Source organism: Shewanella frigidimarina, assembly GCF_003797125.1.
Classification (GTDB): Bacteria; Pseudomonadota; Gammaproteobacteria; order Enterobacterales; family Shewanellaceae; genus Shewanella; species Shewanella frigidimarina.
In genome coordinates this window covers 13,341-35,481 of record NZ_RKKE01000007.1, presented here as the reverse complement: position 1 = coordinate 35,481, position 22,141 = coordinate 13,341, and the positions used below count along the sequence as shown (strand labels likewise).

The window sequence follows — 22,141 nt, the reverse complement described above, 5'->3', positions numbered from 1 at the left end:
AGAGTAGCATAACCCTTAATTGGCGCGAGTTAATAAACATTTATACTTGGCGAGCATTGGTAAACAGTGATCATTATTTTTAGGGTGATGAGCACGGGAAAATCAGTCTGTTTTCTGCCTAGCTAATCCTTTTTTTTATCCCTATCTATAACTGAGTTATCGTTTGGGTCGATCTCATCTTCATCGCCCATTAGATGGTGCAAATAAGTTATTTCCTCCTCATCAAGAAGCGGATCCGTGTGCGGCTCTTTGGTTGGTGGCGTAGCTTGACTGGTGGCATTGAGCGAACCGCGCAAATAGGCCGAACGGGTGACTTGTTGGATGCCATATAATGCAAACACATATACGGTCAGTAATAGGCTTAAACGCGTTACCGCTTGGGTTAATAATAAAACTGAGTCGCCTAAGTAAAACGGTAAGTAGACCAACACGATACGCAATACCCAATTAATGAGAATGCCGATGGTTAATACACTTAGCCAGCGAAATCGAATCACTTGTAAGTTAGGCTGCCTATTGGCCAAATATTGTGGGCGATAACGGGATAATAAACGATAAATAGCCCAGAAATAGCCAAAGGTTTGTAGCATTAATAGGATGGGTAAAACCATGGCTAATAGATTAATACTGCTTATTTCCCCCAGAGTTCCAATGCTGTTATTTGAGTTTTTGGGATCGATACCAATATGAAATAATATGGTTGAACTGGTGACTAATGCAATGATGATGGCAAAGCCAAAATGTTTGATTAACAGTGGTTGATAATCTTGTGCTGTTAGGCTGCTTTTACAATATAAATACAGCATTGGCATTAGCAGAAAATAGATTGGAATAAACAGCGTAAGGGTTAAATGTATCGGGATAGGGGTGGTTTCTGGGGTCAACAAACCCGTTAAAAAATAACAGCCGATAAGTAAAAAGATCCCAGCCAGCAGGCTATGGCTGCGGGTGGCACTTTGGTAAATATAATGAACATACAAGCCGACTCCAAGACAATGAATGCCTCCGAGCAAGGAGAGCCACCAGTATGTTTGAATGAATAAATCGTTAAATTGGTTCATTTTCACTCTCTTTGACGATAGTGAATACTAACCTACTTTGTGTAAACCGAGTAGTTCTCGGTTATTAACTTTGCTTTAATTTACGTAAATGTCTGTTTGAGACTCTTTCTGGTGGTAGACCTGGTGTCGGTTTGCGTTCTGCCAATAAATGCTTAATGGCAAAAATTGGATGAGGCAATAACATTCTAGGTCCTGCATACATCATGATTTCTCGTGCTCTTTGTTTCATATGAGGTTTGTAGCAATGTACAGGGCATTTATTACACGTGGGTTTATCTTGGCCGTAGGGGCAACGATCGAGTCGAGTATTGGCATAGCTTAAAAATTCGCTACATTGCAGGCATACACCTTGGGAGGGTTTAAGAGGATGGTGCGCTTTACAGTAGATTTCGACCATTGCTTGCATGGTTCGAAATTCGTAGAGTAACTTGCCACTTAATAGTTCTGTATCAGCCATAGCGTTATCTCTTATTAAATACCTTAGTAAAACAGTCGGATATTTAATAGTGTAAGCTTGCCAGTAGTAGCAGACAAACTCCGTTTATTTAACTTTGATCTTAGGCTCAAAATGTCCTTTTTTTGAGGTTGGGATCGCAAAAATGATTAAAACTGATGTGAAATGGTGACTGGTCTACGACTTGTTACAGATTAAAATAGATAAATACTTGATTTTATAGTGTACATTGAAATAATAATGGCTAGTGCTTAAAAAAACAGCGCGGTATCATTAAAACCATTACATTGCCTCACAATGAATGCAGTTGTGAGTGAGATAAAATAATGTGCTCTGGCACATAATCAGCAAGGTGGAAGCCTAATGAAGGTAATTTTAACTGTCATATTGATTGCAATTGCTCTGTATTTATATAGACGTACTCAAGCTGTGGCAAAACAAGAACGTGATAAAACCGATCGTAATGCCACATCGCATTCATCTAGTGAGGTTGCTCAACCTTCAACGGCAGCAGACGATACGACTATGGCAGAATCTGAGCATGTCGGTATGGATAAGTCGGCAGCAGATGAGGTATTAACTGAGGCTACCCTGAAGACCGATGAACTTGTTTCTGTTGATGTAGATCTTGTTGATCCTGTTAACGAGTCCAGCGAAAAATCGAAAACGCCAGCGGAGCAGGTTAGTGAGCCTGTTGATGTTGTCGAAATTGCTCCTGAAGCGATTCTTGAATCCGAAAGTAAAGTAACTGACGTGGTTTCTGAGCCTGAAGTTGTCCCCAAGGATGTTGCCGCGGTGGCTGACGTGAGCAAAGCGAGCGTTAGCAAGGCAGATGTCGAGCCTGAAGTGTCTACAACAACAGCCGTTGATGCGCCAAGTGATCAAGGCTTGTCCTTGAACCTAAACCGTGTTGAAGGCGATTGGGCCAGCGAAAGTTTTCTGCAACAGATTGATGCTGCCAACAACGCTAACGATCTTCAAAGCCAGCATAATGGCTTAGCCAGTGTGATTAATCATTGCTATAAAATGCGTAAACAGGCCGATTATTGCCAATATGGTGCGGCGTTACAGTTGACCTATTTAGATTTATATCGCTCATTACATCAACAATATGTTTCTCAAAAAAGCACTGATGAAATCAAATCGCCAGCGTTTATGCAGTTATCGACATTGTTAAATGATGTAGGTCAGTTTGATGAAGCTATTAAGGTGTGCGAGCAAGCGCTTGAATATCAGCTAACCGACGGTACTGTCACTGGCTTTGAAGGACGCATAAAGCGGATCGAAAAGGCCAAAGCCAAAGCGAACTAACAGGCTAATCAATACTGTTGGATGGATATCAGGTATGATATTCAAAAGGAAAGCGGACCTTGGTTCGCTTTTTTGTTGCTTCAAATCCAATGCTTTCAAGGTTTAAAATGACATTAATGACTCGTACATTAACAAAAACATTGCTGTTTACTGCCACTGCGGTTTTACTGGCCGGTTGTATTCGTACACCTGAATGGACCTTATTTTATGTTGCAGACAGAACGCCTATACCGACGATAATAGTACTGCAAGACCACATTTCTGGTTATTACGATTCATTGGAGCAATGCCAAGCTAAAGGCGCCGGAATGTTACGTTTACAAGCCTCGTCAGTGCCAGCAGAACAAGCATTTGTATGTGGAGAGTTGTGTCAGATAGATGAAAAGCAAAAATTGCAGTGTAAAACTCAGGTTGTGGGTATAAAACATAATGCAGTTTAAGCAAGATTTCTTTGAACAATTAGAAGGCTTTTATTCGCAAGTTTATCCTTTACCCATCAGTAATCCTCATTGGCTGGGTTGGAGTGATGACGCGGCTCAATTAATTGGATTAGAAAAACCCAATACTGAATTGTTGATGCAATTATCGGCCAACTATGCGGCTCCTGGAGCCAGTTATTACGCTCAAGTTTATAGTGGCCATCAATTTGGTGGCTATACACCAAGATTGGGCGATGGTCGTTCAATTATATTAGGTGAAGCTATTGGTCCAAATGGGGCTTGGGATGTCGCGTTAAAAGGCGGCGGCCCAACACCGTATTCTCGCCAAGGTGATGGTCGGGCGGTAATGCGCTCAGCTGTACGGGAGTTTTTAGTATCCGAAGCGCTTGCTGCGCTAAATGTACCTACTAGCCGTGCGTTAGCGGTTATTGGTTCCGATTTGCCCGTATGGCGCGAAAGCCAAGAAACTGCCGCTATAACGGTACGCTTGGCTAAAAGCCACATTCGGTTTGGCCATTTTGAATATTTTTTTCATAGCGAGCAAGGTGATGCAGCCAAACTGACTCAATTAGTTAATTTTACCATTCAACAGCATTTTCCACATTTATCAACCGATGCCGCAGGTTACAAACAATGGTTTTATGAGGTAGTGCAGTCTACCGCTAAAATGATTGCCCATTGGCAGTCTGTTGGTTTTGCTCACGGGGTGATGAATACCGACAATATGTCGATACTCGGTGATACTTTCGATTTTGGCCCATTTGCTTTCTTAGACACTTTTAAAGAAGGCTTTATCTGTAATCACTCCGATCACGAGGGGCGTTATGCATTTGGCCAGCAACCGGGCATTGGATTATGGAACCTCAAGCGTTTGGCACAAACATTAACGCCTATTATCGAGTCTGACGATTTAATCGCAGCGCTAAATACGTATCAATTTGAATTAGTTCAGCAGTATTTATTACTCATGCGCGCTAAGTTAGGGCTTTCTCAACCTAATCAAAGCCCAAATGCTATTAACGCAGAGGAACAGGCTGAGCTCGGTAATAAAGATTTGCAGCTTGTGGGGCAATTAACCGGATTACTTGAAACTAATCAGCTTGATTATACCAATAGTTTACGCCGTTTTGGCCAGCTGGACCCGAGTAGTGCGCATTCTAGTTTACGGGACGATATGGTCGACCTTGCTGGTTTTGATACTTGGTATCAAGCTTATCAAAGCCGAGTAGGTGAAGTGGCGGATGTGAATGCATGGCAATGTGAGCGTAATAGTGCCAACCCTAAATATATTTTGCGCAATTACCTCGCCCAAGAAGCCATTATCGCGATTGAAGAAAATGGCGACAACAGCAAATTATTGCAACTTCAACAACTTTTACGTCGTCCTTTTGACGAACAACCCGAGATGGAAGATTTTGCCAAACGCCCACCCCAATGGGGACAAGGCTTAATTATGTCTTGTAGCAGTTAATTGATGTATTTTATCTGAGTCGATTATGAAATTATTGTCAGCCAAATTAGATCCAGCAGCATTAAGTATTGTTATTCAAGCTGAAGTGGATTTTGAGCAATTTGAACAATTTGCAGAACCGCTAGCGGCTGCACTTGATTGTGACATTCGTGAGCGCCAATGGGGCGCAGATCGTCACCAATGGTTACTGAATTTTGAAGGCAGCCCTTTATGGTTACATTATGAGTTTTATGGTGATATTTGTTGGATTTCCACCGATAGCGCAAACGAGTTAGACGTATTAGCGTTTTTATTAACGCTACTTGCCCCACATATTCAAACTGCTTAAGAAGGTATACATGGACAACGGTACAGGCGCAGAGTTTCATTTTCAGGCATTGAGACCCGATCTCATTTTAGATGCCATCGAAAGCATCGGCGTCTTCCCTGAGACAGGGCTATTAGCATTAAACAGTTACGAAAATCGGGTGTACCAATTCCGCTGCGATCAAGGCATTCGTTATGTGGTGAAGTTTTATCGACCACATCGTTGGAGTAATGAACAAATCCAAGAAGAGCACGATTATGCCTTGGCATTGGCGGCAGAAGATATTCCTATTGCTGTTCCTGTGGTTATTGAAGGTAAAACCTTATTTGAGTATCAAGGTTATCGTTTTGGTCTTTTTCCGTCTATTGGCGGGCGGGCATTTGAAGTAGACAATCTTGAACAACTTGAATCGGTTGGCCGCTTTATTGGCCGAATTCATCAATATGGCGCAATGCAGCCTTTTAAATATCGTGAATCGCTGACCCCTGCCATTTTGGGAGATGAGTCTTATCGCTATTTACGTGAAAGTGGTATTGTTGCCAGTTCGATGCAAACGGCTTTTTTTACCGTTGTAGAGCAAGTTTTAGAGAAAGCCAAGCAGATATGGCAACAGCACAATTTTACCTCTATACGCCTGCACGGAGACTTACACCCTAGTAATATTTTATGGACACCAGACGGACCTGGATTTGTTGACTTAGACGATGCCAGGCAAGGGCCCGCAGTACAAGATTTATGGATGATGTTGACTGGCGATCGTCAGCAGCAATTATTACAAATTGATATTTTATTAGAGGGATATCAAGAGTTTTGTGATTTTGATGCGAAACAGTTGGCACTCATTGAGCCGTTAAGGGCATTCAGGATGGTGCACTATAATGCGTGGTTAGCCAAGCGCTGGGATGACCCTGCATTCCCGATGAATTTCCCATGGTTTGGCGATATTAAGTATTGGGAGCAACAAACACTGGCGTTTAAAGAGCAGTTATCTGCGCTTAATGAGCCGCCATTGAGTTTACCTAGTTTTAATTAACATTATTTCATAATCACTACCTAATCGTATTTAGTTACAAATACAATTGGCTAGCGATTGAGTTACAGGCTAACGCTAGACTATGATAGAGCCAGCGTATTTATATTTTTGCCTATTTAGAAGGAAGTAAAATGAAAAAAGCATTACTGATGGCTGCTGCACTACTGCTAGCGCCGATGGCTGCGATGGCTGCCGATTATAAAGAAGGTGTACATTACACTGTGATTAATGACGGCCCTGAAACAGCCAAGCCAGAAATTACTGAGTTTTTCTCATTCTATTGTCCGCATTGTTTTAATTTTTCTAAAACAGTAGTACCTAAAATTGAAGCGAACTTACCTGAAGGTGTGGCATTTAATCAGTCGCACGTTGAGTTTATTGGTCGTGATATGGGCGTAGAAATGTCTCGTGCCTTTGCGGTCGCTCAGCAGTTAAATGTTGAGAAAAAAATGGATGCAGCTCTATTTACTGCTATCCACGACAAGCGTCAGCAATTTACTCGCCCAGACGATATCAGAGCAATATTTATCGCTAATGGCGTAGATGGTAAAGCTTATGATGCAGCGGCAAGTTCATTTATGGTGAACGCTCAGATGTCGAAAATGAAGCGTGATACTGAAAATGCTAAAATTTCTGGTGTACCAACATTAGTGGTTAACGGTAAATATCGCGTAGAAACCAGCTCGATTAAGTCTTATGACGAATTAATTGATATCGCATTTTACTTAACATCAATGAACAAAAAGTAATCTACACAACTTATGTTTGTTAAATGAGGAGCTTCGGCTCCTTTTTTGTTGTCCAAATTTTAACAAAGGGTATTGAAGAGTACTGACACTTATGAAAAAGAGGCGACGCTGTTATTTAGGCGGATTGTTGATTAGCGCGCAGTGGAAGTTTATCGCAGGCAAAAAAAAACCGTATGTCTATAAAAGACAATACGGAGATGAGTCAAGTGACTCTTTTTTACCCTGAGTAACGTCAAAGATCTTAACATGGCGTCAAAATATTGGCAAGTGGCATTAAACTGTCATTTTTATTTTGTTCGATGGATCTGAACAATAAAAATAACCTATTAATGAAACTCTTTTGGCTTCGGGTGGTCAAATTCGATGACATTGAAGTTGTGCTTAACAAGAAAGTGAATAGTGGTTTTATATCTGCTTTGGACATTTACATTTCTTATTTATACATGGCTTATCGTCGTTATTTCATTGCACCTCAGTGCATGTTATTTTCTTGGAGGAAGTCGTATGAGAATGTTCCCTGTTTATGCACCTAAACTGATAGTTAAGCATGCCAGGATTTTTTTGAGTGGCGTTATTTGGGTAAAAGACTTAGGGTTGATCGAGTTTGATAAGGGGCGTTTTTTGCAGACGAAAAAAAGCCTGCCGGAAGTTAAGCAGGCTATCAGCGAATTAAATGCTTTGATTGAAATACAATCAAAACAGCATTAATCCATTTAGATTTCGTTATTCAATAAACCAACAAGGCCGTTGACCTTATCACTCCAAGAGTTTAGGTCTTGCTGCAATTGTTGGTTTTTTTGTGTCAATTCTTGTTGCTGTGAAAGCAACGCTTCGTTCTTTTGCTTCTCTTCATCAAGCTCCATTTTTAGTAGCTCAATATTTTCGAGAGTTGCCTGGATTTTGGTTTCCAGTTGGGACAATAATTCGAGGCTCATGGGGAGTCCTATACGTTTCTGGATGGAATCCCGATTCTAGCAGTGACAAGGCCTATAGGAATAGCCTTTAAAACTAAGTGGCTAAAATATATTCAATAAATCGTACTATATTGTGCTTTATCTGAGATCGCGCTATTTTCATCTGCTAACCAAGACAGTAAAAGACCTTTTTATGACAATTACCCGACTCGATGTTAACACTCGTATGAGCAGTATTGTGATCCACAATAATACCGTTTATCTGTGTGGGCAGGTGGCTAAAGACAAGTTCACCGACATTAATACCCAAACTATTACCATGCTAGAAGAGGTCGAAAGCTTACTCGCACAATCTGGTAGTCGACGCGATCATATTTTATCAGCCACTATTTACCTTAAAGACATGGCCGATTACGATGCTATGAATCAAGTGTGGGACAGCTGGTTGCCTAAGGGGCATGCACCTGCAAGAGCTTGTGTGCAAGCAGCGATTGCCGAGCCAGAATATTTGGTTGAAATATCGGTAATAGCGGCAGTGGTAAGTTAGCCATTAATGGTTAATCATCCTGATGACAATAGACTGATTTATTTTGATTGATCCATTGTGATTGGCTTGAGATAAAATGATAGATGCACTGACAGTTTGTCTGTTGCAGTATGAATAAATATATTGATGCTTGTTACGTTCAATTGACGTATTTTGATTTAGGATCTAGGGCTGCGACTTGACATTAATCTCTAGCCTCCATAGTCTGCAAGCTCAGTTTTTAAGGTGGTATGCAATGGACATAAAATATAATTTAAAATCAGCGTCAGAGCGCCGCACAGAACCATTTAAGCCAGAAGGCGATGTAGGTTTCGGTAAGCTTCGTACTGATCACATGTTTTTGATGGATTATCGTGATGGTCAATGGTGCGATCCGCGCATAGTCCCTTACGGTCCGTTTGAAATGGCACCAGGTGCAATGTCATTGCATTATGGCCAATCGATTTTTGAAGGCGCTAAAGCCTTTATGCACGAAGACGGCGAGATTTACACCTTCCGCTTAAACAAAAATGCTGAGCGCATGAACCGTTCTGCCGATATCGTGTGTATTCCCAATATCGATGAAAGCATGCAAGTAAAGGCTATCAATGCCCTTATTGATGTTGACCGTTTATGGTTCCCACAGCAACAAGGCGCGTGTTTATACATTCGACCTTTTATTTTTGCAACAGAAGATCGTTTGTCTGTTAGCCCTAGTCAACAATATACATTCTGCGTAATGCTAAGCCCATCTGGAGCGTATTATGCCTCTGGGGTTAATAATGGTATTCGCTTGTTAATCAGTACTAAGTACCACCGTGCAGTATCTGGTGGTACTGGAGCTTCAAAAGCTGCTGGTAACTATGCAGCCTCACTGCGTGCAGGTAAAGCGGCTGTAGAATATGGCGCATCGCAGGTATTGTATTTAGATTCAACCAATACTCAAATTGAAGAAGCTGGCGCGATGAATCACTTCCACATTTTAAAAGATGGCACTGTGATTATTCCAACGTTCACTGATACCATTTTAAAATCCATTACCTCTCAGTCCATTATGGAACTTGGGAATATGCTGGGTTGTGAGGTGAGACAAGAGACGGTGATGTTAGATAAGTTCATTGCTGATATTGAAGCGGGTGAAATTATTGAAGCGGGTGGATTTGGTACAGCTGCAGTGGTATCGCCTGTAAGCTCATATATCTTCGAAGATGGCCGAATTTTGACGGTTGGCAACGGTAAAGTAGGTCCCAATATTCAGCGTATTTATAAGCTGTTTACTGATCTACAAAAAGGCAACGTTGCTGCACCGCAAGGCTGGGTAAAACGCGTTGAACGTGTTGCTCCGTAGTTTATTTAATCAATAAAATACACTTAAAAGCTCCTAAATGGAGCTTTTATTTTGCCTTATGAATGGCTAACCTCTGATTTGTCTTGCGTTAATAATGCCAGGCAATCAACCGCACTCAGTGGTTTACTGAGCAAGAAGCCTTGCACTTGATCACAACCTCCCTCACGTAAGAAATTCAATTGCGCTTGGGTTTCAACGCCTTCAGCCACAACGTTAAGCTCTAAACTGTGGGCCAAGGTTATAATGGCGCTAGTGATGGCAGCATCGTCAGGATCTTCAGTTATATCACGCACAAACTCACGATCAATCTTCAAGGTATCAATTGGGAAGCGTTTCAAATAGCTTAAGCTTGAGTATCCGGTACCAAAGTCATCAATAGCAATGGTCAAACCTAAGGCTTTGAGCTGCGATAACACGGTCACTGAATCTTGTGGGTTACCCATAATCATTGACTCGGTTAATTCGAGTTCTAGAGCACTTGCCGGTAATCCAGATACCGCTAATGCGACTTCTATAGTCGAAATGATATCGGCCTTCAATTGTCTGGCTGAAAGGTTAACGGCAATAGGGATATGCTCAAACCCTTGTTGGTGCCATTGCGCCAGTTGGTTACAGGCTTGTTGAATAGCCCAATGACCAATCTGATTAATGATGCCTGTTTCTTCTGCTAGCGGAATAAACTCAACCGGTGAAATAAAACCAAGTTCTGGGCTTTCCCAGCGCATTAACGCTTCCAGTCCGATAATTTTTTCAGTTTTTACATCATATTTAGGTTGATAAACCAAATATAGCTCATTGTCTTGAATCGCTTTTTTAAGACCAGCCTCTAACTGAACATGACGTGTTGCATATTGGTTTAATTGCTCGGTATAAAATTGGAAGTTATTGCGTCCCAGTGATTTTGCGTGATACATGGCGGTATCAGCATACTTAATTAATGAGGTGGTATCATCTGCATCTTCTGGGTACAAACTGATACCAATAGACGGTGAGATAGTCAGTATTTTATCATCAAGTAAAAAAGGTGTTTGAAAAGCATGTAACACTTTTTCGGCAATAATGGTGGCGGCTTTCGTTTTGGCAACGCCTTCTAAAATAATGGTAAATTCATCCCCACCTAAGCGTGCAACCGTATCACCATCTCGAACTGCATTTTGCAGGCGATGTGCGACGGCTTTAAGCAGTAAGTCACCGATGTGGTGCCCCATTGAATCATTGATATGTTTAAATCGGTCAAGGTCTAAAAATAACAATGCCACGATGCTATTTGCACGGTGTGCCTTAGTCACGGCTTGATTGAGCCGGTCCTGGAATAAAGTGCGGTTAGGCAGTCCTGTCAGTGGATCGAAGTTAGCCAATACTCGTAAATCTTCTTCGGCTTTTTTACGTGCAGTAATATCGGTGAATACTGCCACAAAGTGACTTGTTTCACCTTTATTATCGATAACTTGGTTGATTTCTAGCCATGCAAGAATGCCGCGACGGTTGCGGGTTCTAATGTGAATTTCACCGGTCCAATGTTTGTGTCTTAATAGTTGGGTTTCAACTGAGTTATAAAACTCGCGCGACTGTTTCCCCATGGTTAAAAACAAGAAATGCTTACCGACAACATCACGGTGTTTAAAGCCAGTAATGCGGCTAAATGCTGGATTTATTGAGCGTATTTGATAGTCCAGTTCACCGACGACAACGGCTTCGTTCATGCTAAACAGTACTTGTGATGATAGCTTAAGTTCGTTTTCTGTGATCTTTCGGCTAGTAATGTCTTTATGAGTTCCGGCCATTCGCACTGGAATATTATTGCTATCACGTTCAACAATTTGGCCACGGTCGAGCACCCAAGCCCATTGTCCGGGTTTAGTTTCAACGCGATACTCTGCTTCAAAAAACTCACTTTCACCATTGAGGTGATCGTTAAGCAATTTTTGAACTCTTGGTCTGTCTTCCGGATCAATGTTTTTAATCAATAATTGATCTTTTAACGAAAAACTCATCGGCTCGACCATGTTGGTGCGATAGACTTTATCGTCTTTAATGTTCCAGTCCCACATTCCGTCGCCAGAGGCCCAAAGTGCCAGTTTTAGTCGCTCTTCAGAGGCGCGAATACTGTTATCAAATTCGCGCTGCTTGGCCACTTTTTTCTGTCTTGCATAAAAAAACCAAATAATAATCAATAACCCGACTGTCACATACAGTATATAGGCTGTGCTGGTCATATACATTGGTGGCACTACTGACACATTCACATTGAGGGTGTATTCACTGTATCTATTCGTTCCTAGCGCATGGCGAACCGCTAATTTGTATTCACCCGGTGGTAAGTTGGTATAAGTGATTTCGTTACCATGGGATAGTTCACGCCAATCGTTATCATAACCGTCTAAAAAGTAGCTAAAACGGCTTAATCCAGGGTAACTAAAATTGAGTGAGCCAATCTCAAAGCTGATGAGTTGTTGTTCATAAGGCATGATAATGCGCGGAGCATGGCTTAAGTCGCGAATAGGGTGTTGGGTTTCACCAATAGTGTATTTTGTCAGTGCCAGTTTGTTTTCAGCTCTTTGGCTTGGAATAGTGCTTGGATTAAACTGGTTAAGGCCTCGAATACCACCAAACCATAAGGTACCGTTAAGCTCTTTAAACTTGGCTGCACCATTAAACTCATTGGCTTGCAAACCTTCGAATTTATTATAGGAAATAAAGCTTCGAGTACTAGGAGTAAAACGTGAAACCCCCGAGTTAGTACTTAGCCACAAATCATGCTTATCGTCTTCTAAAATGGCATAAACCGTATTACTGCTGTTATCAGCATTGACGTCCATTCGTTCAAATTTAAACGTACCATATTCAACTGTTAGCTTGTCTATACCACCATGAGTGGCCACCCAAAAATCGCCATTTTCTGCCTGTAAAAAGTCTCTCACACGATTGTCACTAAGACTGTAAGGATTTTCTGAGTCATGGCTTAAAAAATCTAGTTTTCGTTCTTCAGCTGAAAGCCTAACCACTCCGCCCATTGTGCCGAGCCATAAATAACCCTGGCTAAAATAGAGCCTAATAATTTGGTATTTGAATGGTGAGAAATCAGCCTGAAAGCCAAAGTTATAAGCCATCATACGATTTGTATATTCAGAGATAAAATACAAACCTTGTGAGCTGGCTATCCATAAACGGTCTTTGTCATCAAAGGCTAAGCTGCGGATCTGGGTATCGGTATGAAATTGTCCGTTTGCCGGTTTAATTTGCTGCAGGGTATTACTCTTATCTAAGGTAAACAGCCCTACATTGGTGGCAAACCACAGTACACCTTGTTTATCTTGTTTAATATCATGCACTATCAACGATAATTGTTCTGTTGGTATTGCTAATTTTTTTGCAAATAAATCGTTGATATAGTGATATTGGTTATCATTGGGGGCCAAATACTTAAGCCCCGCACCATCGGTACCTATCCATAGGCGTTGCTGTGTATCCCGCAAAATCACGCGGATCATGTTTGCCATGCCTGGAGCATTAGTTTGGTAGTCGTAAAAGTGGCTAAAATATTGATGGCTGAGATTCAGTTTATCGATGCCCGAATAACCTGTACCAATCCATAGGGTGCCGTTTTGATCTAGCATTAGGTTTTGCAGGGTATTAGCACTGATGGTATTGAGTTTTTGCGGATTATGCTTATAAAGCGTGCTGTGCCACTTACCACCCATAAAATCGAGTTTGAATAAGCCTGTATTGTTGCCAATAGCAAATATCTGATTGGCATTCACCACGACAAAATCAATAATTTTACGGTTATTACCCAAACCATTGTCATGCGACCATATTAATTCTTTTTTATGAGTATCGAGATTGTAACGCCAAATTTGGTTGTCGATGGCTAGCCAGACGGAATAAACAGAGCTGGATTTGATTTGGTTTACCGTCATATTGACCGGGATATCAAGCCGAATAATGGTATTACTATCAATGGCAAATGTGCCATGTGATTGAGTGCCTATGACAATATATTTATCGTCAATATTGGCAATGCTGGTTATATTTGGAGTGATATTATTGCCTAAACTGACAGGAATAATTTTTTCGGTTTTTAAGGATAATATGTACAGACCCGAACGCGTTCCCACCCATAAGGTATCTCCAATCACAGCAAGATGGGTTACCTGAAGCTCAGTTAAGCCTTGAGGTTGTTTAAACGCAGTGAATTCCCCTGTAGTGAGGTTGAGTCTATTGAGTCCATTGTTGAAGGTGCCTATCCATAAATCGCCGTCAGGTGACTGCAAAATATCTGTGATAAAATTGCCTGAGATAGAGTTGATATTTTTTGACTGTTTTAAGTATAAATCAAACTCAACACCATTATAGCTGTGTAGACCGTCTTGAGTTCCTATCCATAACATGCCAGAACTGTCCATAAACAGACGAGTAATTGAGTTTTGATTAAGGTCTCCCTCGGTACTGAAGTGATCAAACTTTACTTCGGTTAGGCTGTCATAAGGATCATTTTTTTGCGCTGAAACAGACACTGAAAAACTCAATGTTATGACTAAAATTAGCCAGTGTGTTAAAAGCGTGAATGCACGAAAATTCAAATTTCACCTATAAAAAATTCATTGGGAAGGCTGTGACAAATTTCAATTATATAAACAATAAAATGCTACATTAAGTCTTGCACATTTAATTGTTAATTCATTTTATCAATTTAGTTATCGATAAACTCTTTTTCCTTATAAAACTGACAGTTTTATACCTTCAACGCAACAGAAAATCGTCATTTGTCGGTTTTATGACAGTTTAATCTCTTTAATGCAGTTATTGCTGTTGGTAAGCTTTTATTATGTCATCAATTTGCTGATCTTTTTCGACCCAAAGCTGATTCAACCAACGTTGAAATTCAACACGAGTTTCTGGGCTTGAAAAGTAAACTTCTGAATCCACTTTTGGCACAGGCAGAGTTTCAATACGAACCACAACTTTTTTAGTGCGTCCATGCATGACATTAGTCAGCACTTTTTCCGACGTTTCAGGATAAACCAAGGTGATATTTAATAAGCCGGTAAACTGTTCGCCCATTGCTGAGAGTGTAAAAGCTATCCCACTGGCTTTAGGACGTAATAAATGGCGGTAAGGTGAATTCTGACGCAGTCGTTTTTCTTCGGTAAACCGACTGCCTTCAACATAATTAATAATCGAGGTTGGCATGTGCTTAAAACGTTCGCAAGCTTTGCGGGTTGTTTGCAGATCTTTGCCTTTCAATTTAGGATTTTTTTTCAGCTTAGCTGCGCTAGTACGATCCATAAACGGCATGTCGAGCGCCCAGCAACCTAGCCCCATTATTGGTACATAAAGTAATTCTTTTTTCAAAAAAAACTTCAACATTGGGATATGGTTACGCAATAAATATGTTTGGGCTGCAATATCAAAGCCGCTGACATGATTACTGATCAGTAAATACCAACCGTTTGGGTCGAGTTTCTCTAACCCTTTTACATCCCATTCAATATTAGATATTAAATATAAAATACCGCCGTTACATGTGGCCCAAGACCACATAAAACGGTTCATTATTCGAGTTAGTAGTTGGCGTGCAGGCAAGAAAGGCAGTAATAATTTTGCTACCCCACCAATCGTTAATAATGTGCTCCACACAACAGTATTAATGATTAATAGCGACAGGCTGATAATAAACAGTATCGGACCAGGTAAAAAAGCCAGCATATGTCGTTAATCCTCTTGTTTTGCTTGTGAAGCAAAATTCTGTAATTGCAGGTCTTTTTCTAGCCATATTTGATTGAGCTGCTCTTGAAACTCAATTTTAAATTCGCGATCTTTTAGATAATCGCCACGCATACGCTGAGGGATATCAGTGATTTTAATATCAACTCTTACTTCGGATAATCCACCACAAATATAGTGCCAATAAGTCGGTACGGTATCAGGATAATATATGGTGACATTAACCAGTTTATTAATGTGCTCTCCCATAGCGGAGAGTGCGAATGCCATTCCTCCAGCCTTAGGTTTTAAAAGGTGCTGAAAAGGTGACCCTTGTTTATCATGTTTAGCTTCCGTAAAACGTGTACCTTCAACAAAGTTCATAATACTCACAGGTTTCGTTTTAAATTTCTCACAGGCTTTGCGAGTAATTTCAATGTCTTTACCTTTCAACTTGGGATTTTTTCGTAACTGTGATGTGCTGTAACGGCGCATAAATGGAAAATCTAATGCCCACCAAGCGAGGCCGAGTACCGGGACAAAAATAAGCTCTTGTTTGAGGAAAAACTTTAAAAAGGGAATTTTGCGGTTAAATACTCGCTGTAAAATGAGGATGTCGACCCATGATTGATGGTTAGCAATAACCATATACCATTCTTGTTCAGAAAAAGATTGATCGCCTGTGACATGAATACGCATTGGATGAAAAATAGATTCCACTATCGTATTGACACTGATCCATGCCGTAGCGCAATTATCGAGAATATAGCTACAGATTTTTTGACAAATGCCAATCGGGATCAATTTAACAATACTGAACGCCAAGATAGGGATGGTCCAAAAAATGGTATTAAATAAATAGCATAAGAATGCGATTGAACCTTTGATTTTCGAAAGCAGCGACATTTTTCTCTCCTATTAAACGGAGGGCTATGTTACTCGTAGTCGCAGTTTTGCTCAATCTATACGATAGGTTAAATTACGTTTATTGCTGATTCAATTTTGCCAGTAATCGGTCCATGGCCCGATAACCAAGGGCTTGAGCAATGTGACTGCGCTCGGTAGTAGGGGATTGCTGCAAGTCGGCAATGGTGCGTGATACCCGTTGAATACGATGAAAACTACGTACTGACAACCCTAAGCTCACGACACTTTGTTCCAAAAAAGCCAGATCTGGCTGAGTAATCGCGCCATCTTGTTTGAGTTGTTTTGGGGTTAACTCACTGTTTAATACCCCAGAACGGCTGAGTTGTAGATCGCGTGCTTGCTTGACTCGCTTAGCTATTTCAACGCTAGACTCACTGGGCTGGTGTTGTTGGGTTAACGTACCTGCAGGAAGTTTGGGAACATCAACGGTTAAATCGAAGCGGTCTAAAAAAGGCCCCGATAAGCGCGATAAGTAACGCTGAATTTGATCTGGGGTCGAACGTGCTCGCTCCGTATCACCGCAAGGGCTTGGGTTCATGGCGGCAATGAGTTGAAATCGACTTAAAAAGGTCAATTTTGCTGCGGCTCGAGAAATCTCAACTTGACCAGTTTCTATAGGCTCACGTAGACAATCCAGTACCTTACGAGGAAATTCTGCTATTTCATCAAGAAATAATATCCCACGATGCGCTAATGATATCTCACCTGGTTTGGGATGGCTGCCGCCACCAATCAGTGCAATAGATGATGATGTATGGTGCGGCGAGCGAAAAGGGCGATTAAGGAAGTTTTGCGGTTTTACATGTAATCCAGCGACAGAATGAATGGCGGCTACTTCAATGGCTTCGTCGTAGGTGAGTTTTGGCAGTAATGGAATAATTCGATTGGCTAACATACTTTTCCCCGTCCCTGGAGGGCCAATAAACAACATGTTATGTCCTCCGGCCGCGGCGATTTCAAGCCCGTGTTTGGCCTGATATTGGCCAATAACATCGCTCATGCACAGCGATGATTGCACCAAAGGTTCTTCTTCAATCCATTCGGGCAAGGTATCGAGTAACGGTAATTGTGCTTGGCCGTGCAAAAATGCCGCTAAGTTTTGTAAGTGGGCGACAAAATAACTGTGCTTATAGCCAACGAGCTCTGCTTCATGGCGGTTTTCGATGGGCATAAAAAAATGGTGCTGATCATTGCGCGCGGCAATAATGGCTGGTAATAATCCACTGCAAGGGCGAATTTGCCCAGAAAGAGCCAGCTCACCCACAAATTCGCATTGGTGCAATGCTTTAGCTGGAACTTGATTTGATGCGGCGAGAATACCGACTGCAATAGGCAAATCATAGCGGCCACCTTGTTTGGGTAAATCTGCTGGGGCTAGGTTGACGGTAATTCTTTTCTGAGGGAATTCAAATCCTGCATTAATCAACGCACTTCTGACACGCTCTTTGGCTTCTTTAACTGAGGTTTCCGGAAGCCCCACTAGATTAAATGCGGGTAAACCGTTGCTTAAATGAACTTCAACAGTGACTCTTGGCGCTTCTACACCGCAACTTGCTCGAGTAAATACACAGGCTATCGCCATCAACAATTCCTTTTGTTTGAATAATATACAAATGAATGGGTGGTTACAGTCTAGCAGCGATGTGTTTTTTTGCGTGATAAAGGCTAAATAAGTGAGATAAAGTTGTGCTTGTAAGCTAGTTTAAATGACTGATGTTGAGTAGAATACCGTCGCTTTATAGTTCGCAAGGACCAAGTATAAATAGGTCTGTTGTCGTGAAACACTATAATGATATTCCATCACTCGTTATTTCTATCTGCATTGAATCATTAGCCTTATTAATTTGAATGTTAATAAATGGCTGAGGTCTTGCATTTGCCCATTTTGCAACAAAGATATGTACATACATTCCTGATATTTTGGCTAGTATTCGGGTAAAGGTAAACTATGAGCCTCTCTGATAATTTATTGATCATCTTGTGCCTGATCGGCATTAGTTGTTTTTTTTCTATGTCTGAAATTGCCCTTGCGGCATCACGAAAAATGCGTTTGCAATTAATGGCTGATGAGGGCGATTTGCGCGCCGCAAAAGTGCTTAAACTTCAGGCCCATCCAGGCAGCTTTTTTACCGTGGTACAAATCGGACTCAATGCGGTCGCGATTATGGGCGGTATTGTGGGTGAATCGGCCTTTAGACCCCATTTTGAGCAGTTACTGTTGCCTTTATTGGGCAATGAGTGGGGTTTACAGCTGAGTTTTATTTGTTCATTTGTGACGGTTACCTCGTTGTTTATTTTATTTGCTGATTTGATGCCTAAACGAATTGCGATGGTGATCCCAGAGCAAGTCGCGGTCACTTTTGTAATGCCAATTATTTTGTGTATTAAAGTGTTAAAGCCGTTTGTGTGGATTTTTAATGGCTTGGCCAATGCAATTTTTAAATTGTTGCAAGTTCCTACAGCACGTAACGACCAAGTCACCCATGATGATATTTACGCCATGATGACAGCAGGTACTGAAGCTGGGGTGATGGATAAAGGCGAACAACAAATGATGGAAAACGTGTTTGAAATGCAGTCTGTTTCGGTAACCTCTGCAATGACGGCGCGTGAAAGTTTAGTGTATTTTTTACTGCAAGACAGTGAAGATGACATTAAACAGAAAATTGCTAAAAATCCGCATAATAAGTTTCTCGTTTGTGATGGCCAACTGGACATGATCAAAGGTTTTGTTGATGCGAAAGAGTTGCTGATTAGGGTGATTAACGGCGAGAACATCACCTTAAAAGGCAGTACGTTAGTACATAACTGCCTTATTATTCCTGATACGTTGACTCTGTCAGAATCGATGGAATATTTTAAGAATAATCGTTCCGACTTTGCGGTGGTGATGAACGAATATGCATTGGTTGTCGGCATTGTGACCACCAACGATTTACAAAGTGCCGTTATGGGCGCGTGGTCATTACATGAAAGTGAAGAACAAATTGTTGCCCGTGATGGTAATTCCTGGTTAGTCGATGGAGTGACGCCGATTACTGATGTAATGCGAGCATTTAATATTGAAGTGTTTCCGCATAATCAAAACTACGAAACCATTGCAGGTTTTATGATGTATATGTTGCGCAAAATTCCTAAACGTACTGATTTTGTCAATTATGCGGGTTACAAATTTGAGGTAGTCGATATTGATTCATACAAAGTCGACCAACTACTGGTTACTCGGCTAGACATTGAGATGCCGCCTCTGCCTTAAGTCAATTAGCATAAAAAATCTAACCGACACCATTAAATGATGTCTAAGAACGCACGAATGATAGGATCATTGGTGCGTTTTTCTTTACAGCAACAACCTAATTCAAATGGTGGGATCGGGATTGGCGAAGCTAGAGTTTGGATACGATCGCGTACCGGACTATTGTGGATCACCGCTTCTGGGCTTATACCAACACCACAGCCGAGCGCGACCATGGAGACAATCGCTTCCTGACCGGAGACTTGGGCATAAATATTGGGTTTTATGCCCATTTGCTTAAACCACAAATCAATCCTTTTTCTGCCGGGACCATGGTCCGGTACGATATAGGGCAGTTTAGCCCAGTCAATTTTTGCTTGGCTTACCCATTGCTGAACTTGGCATTGTATTGTGGGCGCAATGACGGAAATCGGTACTTTATCAATCGGGGTAAAATGCAGACTGGCAGGGAAAGCTTCCGGCAATGCAATAATCGCGATATCGGCGCGATTTTTTTGAATTTGGTTTACCGCATTAGCTGGATCTCCGGTGTTGAGATTAATATCGACATGGGGATGCTCACGTCTAAACCGATCTAACAGTGCCGGTAAATGGCTATAAGCTGCGGTAACTGAGCAGTACAAATTAATATTGCCGCGTAAAAATTGCTGGCTTGGGTCAATACGACTGCGCAGCTGGGTCCATTCAGATAATGTCTGTTCTGCAAAACGTTTAAATTCAACGCCCGCGTGGGTAATAGTGACGCTTCGATTGTCACGGTCAAATAATTTACTGCCCACTTCTTCTTCTAAACGCTGCAACGCACGGCTTAAGGTTGATGGGCTGACATGCGATTGCTCCGCCGTTTTGGCAAAATGCAGGCTATCGCATAAGTGTAAATACATTTTAAGTGAACGGATATCCATCACAGCACCTTCAAGTACGCATTAAGTTGAGTGTAAGTTAAATATTAGGTTAAGCATTCCATGTTGCATTAATTGCAACGTCATGTCCCGAATATATCATTTTAAGCAATCATATGCATGCGCTATAGTGACTTCAATCACAACGCTTAAGGTCGCTGACTTATAAGATGTTGAGTCCCAAATTACTAAATTTTATAGGTGGTATCAGATGGCTAACTATTTTAACTCTCTGAATTTACGTCAACAATTAGCTCAATTAGCACAATGCCGCTTTATGGACCGTACTGAATTCAGTGACGGTTGCCAATATATTAAAGATTGGAATGTCGTGATTTTAGGTTGTGGCGCCCAAGGCCTTAACCAAGGTTTAAACATGCGTGACTCAGGCCTAAACATTTCTTTTGCCTTACGTCCACAAGCCATTGCTGAAAAGCGTGCTTCATGGCAAAAAGCCACCGATAACGGCTTTAAAGTCGGCACCTTTGAAGAACTTATTCCTGCAGCTGATTTAGTGTTAAACCTTACACCAGACAAGCAACATACTAATGTTGTAAATGCGGTTATGCCATTAATGAAGCAAGGTGCTACGTTATCTTATTCACATGGTTTCAATATCGTTGAAGAAGGCATGCAAGTTCGTCCAGACATTACTGTGGTTATGGTTGCGCCAAAATGCCCTGCTACGGAAGTCCGTGAAGAATACAAGCGTGGATTTGGTGTGCCAACATTGATTGCAGTGCATCCAGAAAATGATCCAAATGGTGATGGCTTAGCGATTGCTAAAGCTTATGCCAGTGCTACCGGTGGCGACCGCGCCGGTGTATTAATGTCATCGTTTGTGGCTGAAGTTAAGTCAGATTTGATGGGCGAGCAGACCATTTTATGTGGCATGTTACAAACGGGTGCCATTTTAGGTTACGAGAAAATGGTCGCTGATGGTGTTGAGCCTGGTTATGCCGGCAAGTTAATTCAACAAGGTTGGGAAACCGTTACCGAAGCGCTTAAGCACGGCGGCATTACCAACATGATGGACCGCTTATCAAACCCAGCTAAAATCAAAGCATTTGATATGGCTGAAGAGTTGAAAGTTATCCTTAAGCCATTATTTGAAAAGCACATGGACGACATTATCAGCGGTGAGTTCTCTCGCACTATGATGGAAGATTGGGCTAATGATGACACTAACTTGTTGCGTTGGAGAGCTGAAACCAACGAAACCGCATTTGAAAATGCGCCTGTGTCATCTGAACATATCGATGAACAAACCTATTTCGACAAAGGTATTTTCTTAGTGGCAATGATCAAAGCGGGTGTTGAACTTGCATTTGATACCATGGTTGCAGCAGGCATTGTTGAAGAGTCGGCTTATTATGAATCGCTACATGAAACACCGTTGATTGCCAATACAATTGCACGTAAGCGTTTATATGAAATGAACGTGGTTATTTCAGATACGGCTGAATACGGTTGTTACTTATTCAACCATGCAGCGGTACCTATGTTACGTGATTATGTTAACGCTATGCCATCTGAGTATTTAGGTGCTGGGCTTAAAGAGCAAGCAACAGGTGTTGATAACCTTCGCTTAATCGACGTCAATGAACAAATTCGTAATACAGAGGTTGAGTATATCGGCGCTGAGTTACGTGGTTACATGACCGATATGAAAAGTATTGTTGAAGCGAGCTAACGTATAAGGTCACTGGTGAAGTACCTGTTCAGTGTTTTTTGCA

19 protein-coding genes are annotated in these 22,141 nt (G+C 41.4%); 11 read left to right on the top strand and 8 right to left on the bottom strand.

Going from position 1 to position 22,141, the window contains the following annotated elements:
- Positions 1–122 precede the first annotated feature (122 nt).
- Positions 123–1,061 carry a hypothetical protein gene (locus tag EGC86_RS17370; protein ID WP_123778382.1) on the bottom strand — a complete coding sequence of 313 codons (939 nt, stop codon included), beginning with the start codon at positions 1,059–1,061 and terminating at the stop codon, positions 123–125.
- Positions 1,062–1,125: 64 nt separating this feature from the next.
- Positions 1,126–1,518: a nitrous oxide-stimulated promoter family protein gene (locus tag EGC86_RS17365; protein WP_123778381.1), complete on the bottom strand. Its 393-nt coding sequence runs from the start codon at positions 1,516–1,518 to the stop codon at positions 1,126–1,128.
- Between the two features lie 360 nt (positions 1,519–1,878).
- Between EGC86_RS17365 and EGC86_RS17360 the strand changes: the two genes are divergently transcribed.
- From EGC86_RS17360 to EGC86_RS17330, 7 genes are all read left to right on the top strand, one after another.
- On the top strand, positions 1,879–2,826 hold the full coding sequence (locus EGC86_RS17360) for a hypothetical protein (protein WP_123778380.1): 948 nt from the start codon (positions 1,879–1,881) through the stop codon (positions 2,824–2,826).
- A gap of 107 nt (positions 2,827–2,933) precedes the next feature.
- Positions 2,934–3,266, top strand: coding sequence for a hypothetical protein (locus EGC86_RS17355; RefSeq protein WP_245423178.1), 333 nt, complete (start codon positions 2,934–2,936; stop codon positions 3,264–3,266).
- Complete coding sequence (locus EGC86_RS17350; RefSeq protein WP_123778379.1) at positions 3,256–4,737, top strand: protein adenylyltransferase SelO; 1,482 nt, start codon at positions 3,256–3,258, stop codon at positions 4,735–4,737. Before EGC86_RS17355 ends, EGC86_RS17350 begins: the two co-directional genes overlap by 11 nt.
- 25 nt (positions 4,738–4,762) lie before the next feature.
- Positions 4,763–5,065: a DUF3630 family protein gene (locus EGC86_RS17345; protein ID WP_011635897.1), complete on the top strand. Its 303-nt coding sequence runs from the start codon at positions 4,763–4,765 to the stop codon at positions 5,063–5,065.
- Between the two features lie 10 nt (positions 5,066–5,075).
- Positions 5,076–6,077: a serine/threonine protein kinase gene (locus EGC86_RS17340; RefSeq protein WP_059746325.1), complete on the top strand. Its 1,002-nt coding sequence runs from the start codon at positions 5,076–5,078 to the stop codon at positions 6,075–6,077.
- Between the two features lie 131 nt (positions 6,078–6,208).
- Positions 6,209–6,826, top strand: coding sequence for a thiol:disulfide interchange protein DsbA/DsbL (locus EGC86_RS17335; RefSeq protein ID WP_011635899.1), 618 nt, complete (start codon positions 6,209–6,211; stop codon positions 6,824–6,826).
- 504 nt (positions 6,827–7,330) lie between these two features.
- Positions 7,331–7,534 carry a DUF1107 domain-containing protein gene (locus tag EGC86_RS17330; RefSeq protein WP_011635900.1) on the top strand — a complete coding sequence of 68 codons (204 nt, stop codon included), beginning with the start codon at positions 7,331–7,333 and terminating at the stop codon, positions 7,532–7,534.
- Positions 7,535–7,539: 5 nt separating this feature from the next.
- Here EGC86_RS17330 and EGC86_RS17325 read toward each other — a convergent pair whose 3' ends face one another.
- The gene (locus EGC86_RS17325; protein ID WP_011635901.1) at positions 7,540–7,761 is read right to left on the bottom strand and encodes a cell division protein ZapB; all 222 of its coding nucleotides are present in this window, start codon (positions 7,759–7,761) and stop codon (positions 7,540–7,542) included.
- A 172-nt stretch (positions 7,762–7,933) separates the two neighbouring features.
- On the opposite strand from EGC86_RS17325, the gene EGC86_RS17320 reads away from it, so the two are divergent.
- Entirely contained in the window at positions 7,934–8,287 is a 354-nt protein-coding gene (locus EGC86_RS17320) for a RidA family protein (RefSeq protein ID WP_011635902.1), read from the top strand.
- Positions 8,288–8,522: 235 nt separating this feature from the next.
- The gene (locus EGC86_RS17315) at positions 8,523–9,614 is read left to right on the top strand and encodes a branched-chain amino acid aminotransferase (protein ID WP_123778378.1); all 1,092 of its coding nucleotides are present in this window, start codon (positions 8,523–8,525) and stop codon (positions 9,612–9,614) included.
- Positions 9,615–9,670: 56 nt separating this feature from the next.
- Here the strand turns inward: EGC86_RS17315 and EGC86_RS17310 are convergent, their stop codons facing one another.
- From EGC86_RS17310 to EGC86_RS17295, 4 genes are all read right to left on the bottom strand, one after another.
- A complete protein-coding gene (locus EGC86_RS17310; protein ID WP_123778377.1) occupies positions 9,671–14,131 on the bottom strand; it encodes an EAL domain-containing protein in 4,461 nt (1,486 codons plus the stop codon).
- Between the two features lie 286 nt (positions 14,132–14,417).
- Entirely contained in the window at positions 14,418–15,323 is a 906-nt protein-coding gene (locus tag EGC86_RS17305) for an acyltransferase (RefSeq protein ID WP_011635905.1), read from the bottom strand.
- A gap of 6 nt (positions 15,324–15,329) precedes the next feature.
- Positions 15,330–16,226: an acyltransferase gene (locus tag EGC86_RS17300; RefSeq protein ID WP_011635906.1), complete on the bottom strand. Its 897-nt coding sequence runs from the start codon at positions 16,224–16,226 to the stop codon at positions 15,330–15,332.
- Positions 16,227–16,305: 79 nt separating this feature from the next.
- Complete coding sequence (locus EGC86_RS17295; protein ID WP_123778376.1) at positions 16,306–17,829, bottom strand: YifB family Mg chelatase-like AAA ATPase; 1,524 nt, start codon at positions 17,827–17,829, stop codon at positions 16,306–16,308.
- A gap of 366 nt (positions 17,830–18,195) precedes the next feature.
- On the opposite strand from EGC86_RS17295, the gene paeA reads away from it, so the two are divergent.
- Positions 18,196–19,503, top strand: a complete 1,308-nt coding sequence (paeA, locus tag EGC86_RS17290) for a polyamine export protein PaeA (RefSeq protein WP_123778375.1) — start codon at positions 18,196–18,198, stop codon at positions 19,501–19,503.
- Positions 19,504–19,535: 32 nt separating this feature from the next.
- Here paeA and ilvY read toward each other — a convergent pair whose 3' ends face one another.
- Positions 19,536–20,408: an HTH-type transcriptional activator IlvY gene (gene ilvY / locus EGC86_RS17285; protein WP_123778374.1), complete on the bottom strand. Its 873-nt coding sequence runs from the start codon at positions 20,406–20,408 to the stop codon at positions 19,536–19,538.
- 208 nt (positions 20,409–20,616) lie between these two features.
- On the opposite strand from ilvY, the gene ilvC reads away from it, so the two are divergent.
- A complete protein-coding gene (gene ilvC / locus EGC86_RS17280; RefSeq protein ID WP_123778373.1) occupies positions 20,617–22,098 on the top strand; it encodes a ketol-acid reductoisomerase in 1,482 nt (493 codons plus the stop codon).
- Positions 22,099–22,141: the final 43 nt, after the last annotated feature.

Coding starts and splice junctions, on each gene's coding strand:
- EGC86_RS17370 (WP_123778382.1), bottom strand. CDS start 1,061: ATGAACCAATTTAACGATTTATTCATTCAAACATACTGGTGGCTCTCC.
- EGC86_RS17365 (WP_123778381.1), bottom strand. CDS start 1,518: ATGGCTGATACAGAACTATTAAGTGGCAAGTTACTCTACGAATTTCGA.
- EGC86_RS17360 (WP_123778380.1), top strand. CDS start 1,879: ATGAAGGTAATTTTAACTGTCATATTGATTGCAATTGCTCTGTATTTA.
- EGC86_RS17355 (WP_245423178.1), top strand. CDS start 2,934: ATGACATTAATGACTCGTACATTAACAAAAACATTGCTGTTTACTGCC.
- EGC86_RS17350 (WP_123778379.1), top strand. CDS start 3,256: ATGCAGTTTAAGCAAGATTTCTTTGAACAATTAGAAGGCTTTTATTCG.
- EGC86_RS17345 (WP_011635897.1), top strand. CDS start 4,763: ATGAAATTATTGTCAGCCAAATTAGATCCAGCAGCATTAAGTATTGTT.
- EGC86_RS17340 (WP_059746325.1), top strand. CDS start 5,076: ATGGACAACGGTACAGGCGCAGAGTTTCATTTTCAGGCATTGAGACCC.
- EGC86_RS17335 (WP_011635899.1), top strand. CDS start 6,209: ATGAAAAAAGCATTACTGATGGCTGCTGCACTACTGCTAGCGCCGATG.
- EGC86_RS17330 (WP_011635900.1), top strand. CDS start 7,331: ATGAGAATGTTCCCTGTTTATGCACCTAAACTGATAGTTAAGCATGCC.
- EGC86_RS17325 (WP_011635901.1), bottom strand. CDS start 7,761: ATGAGCCTCGAATTATTGTCCCAACTGGAAACCAAAATCCAGGCAACT.
- EGC86_RS17320 (WP_011635902.1), top strand. CDS start 7,934: ATGACAATTACCCGACTCGATGTTAACACTCGTATGAGCAGTATTGTG.
- EGC86_RS17315 (WP_123778378.1), top strand. CDS start 8,523: ATGGACATAAAATATAATTTAAAATCAGCGTCAGAGCGCCGCACAGAA.
- EGC86_RS17305 (WP_011635905.1), bottom strand. CDS start 15,323: ATGCTGGCTTTTTTACCTGGTCCGATACTGTTTATTATCAGCCTGTCG.
- EGC86_RS17300 (WP_011635906.1), bottom strand. CDS start 16,226: ATGTCGCTGCTTTCGAAAATCAAAGGTTCAATCGCATTCTTATGCTAT.
- EGC86_RS17295 (WP_123778376.1), bottom strand. CDS start 17,829: ATGGCGATAGCCTGTGTATTTACTCGAGCAAGTTGCGGTGTAGAAGCG.
- paeA (WP_123778375.1), top strand. CDS start 18,196: ATGAGCCTCTCTGATAATTTATTGATCATCTTGTGCCTGATCGGCATT.
- ilvY (WP_123778374.1), bottom strand. CDS start 20,408: ATGGATATCCGTTCACTTAAAATGTATTTACACTTATGCGATAGCCTG.
- ilvC (WP_123778373.1), top strand. CDS start 20,617: ATGGCTAACTATTTTAACTCTCTGAATTTACGTCAACAATTAGCTCAA.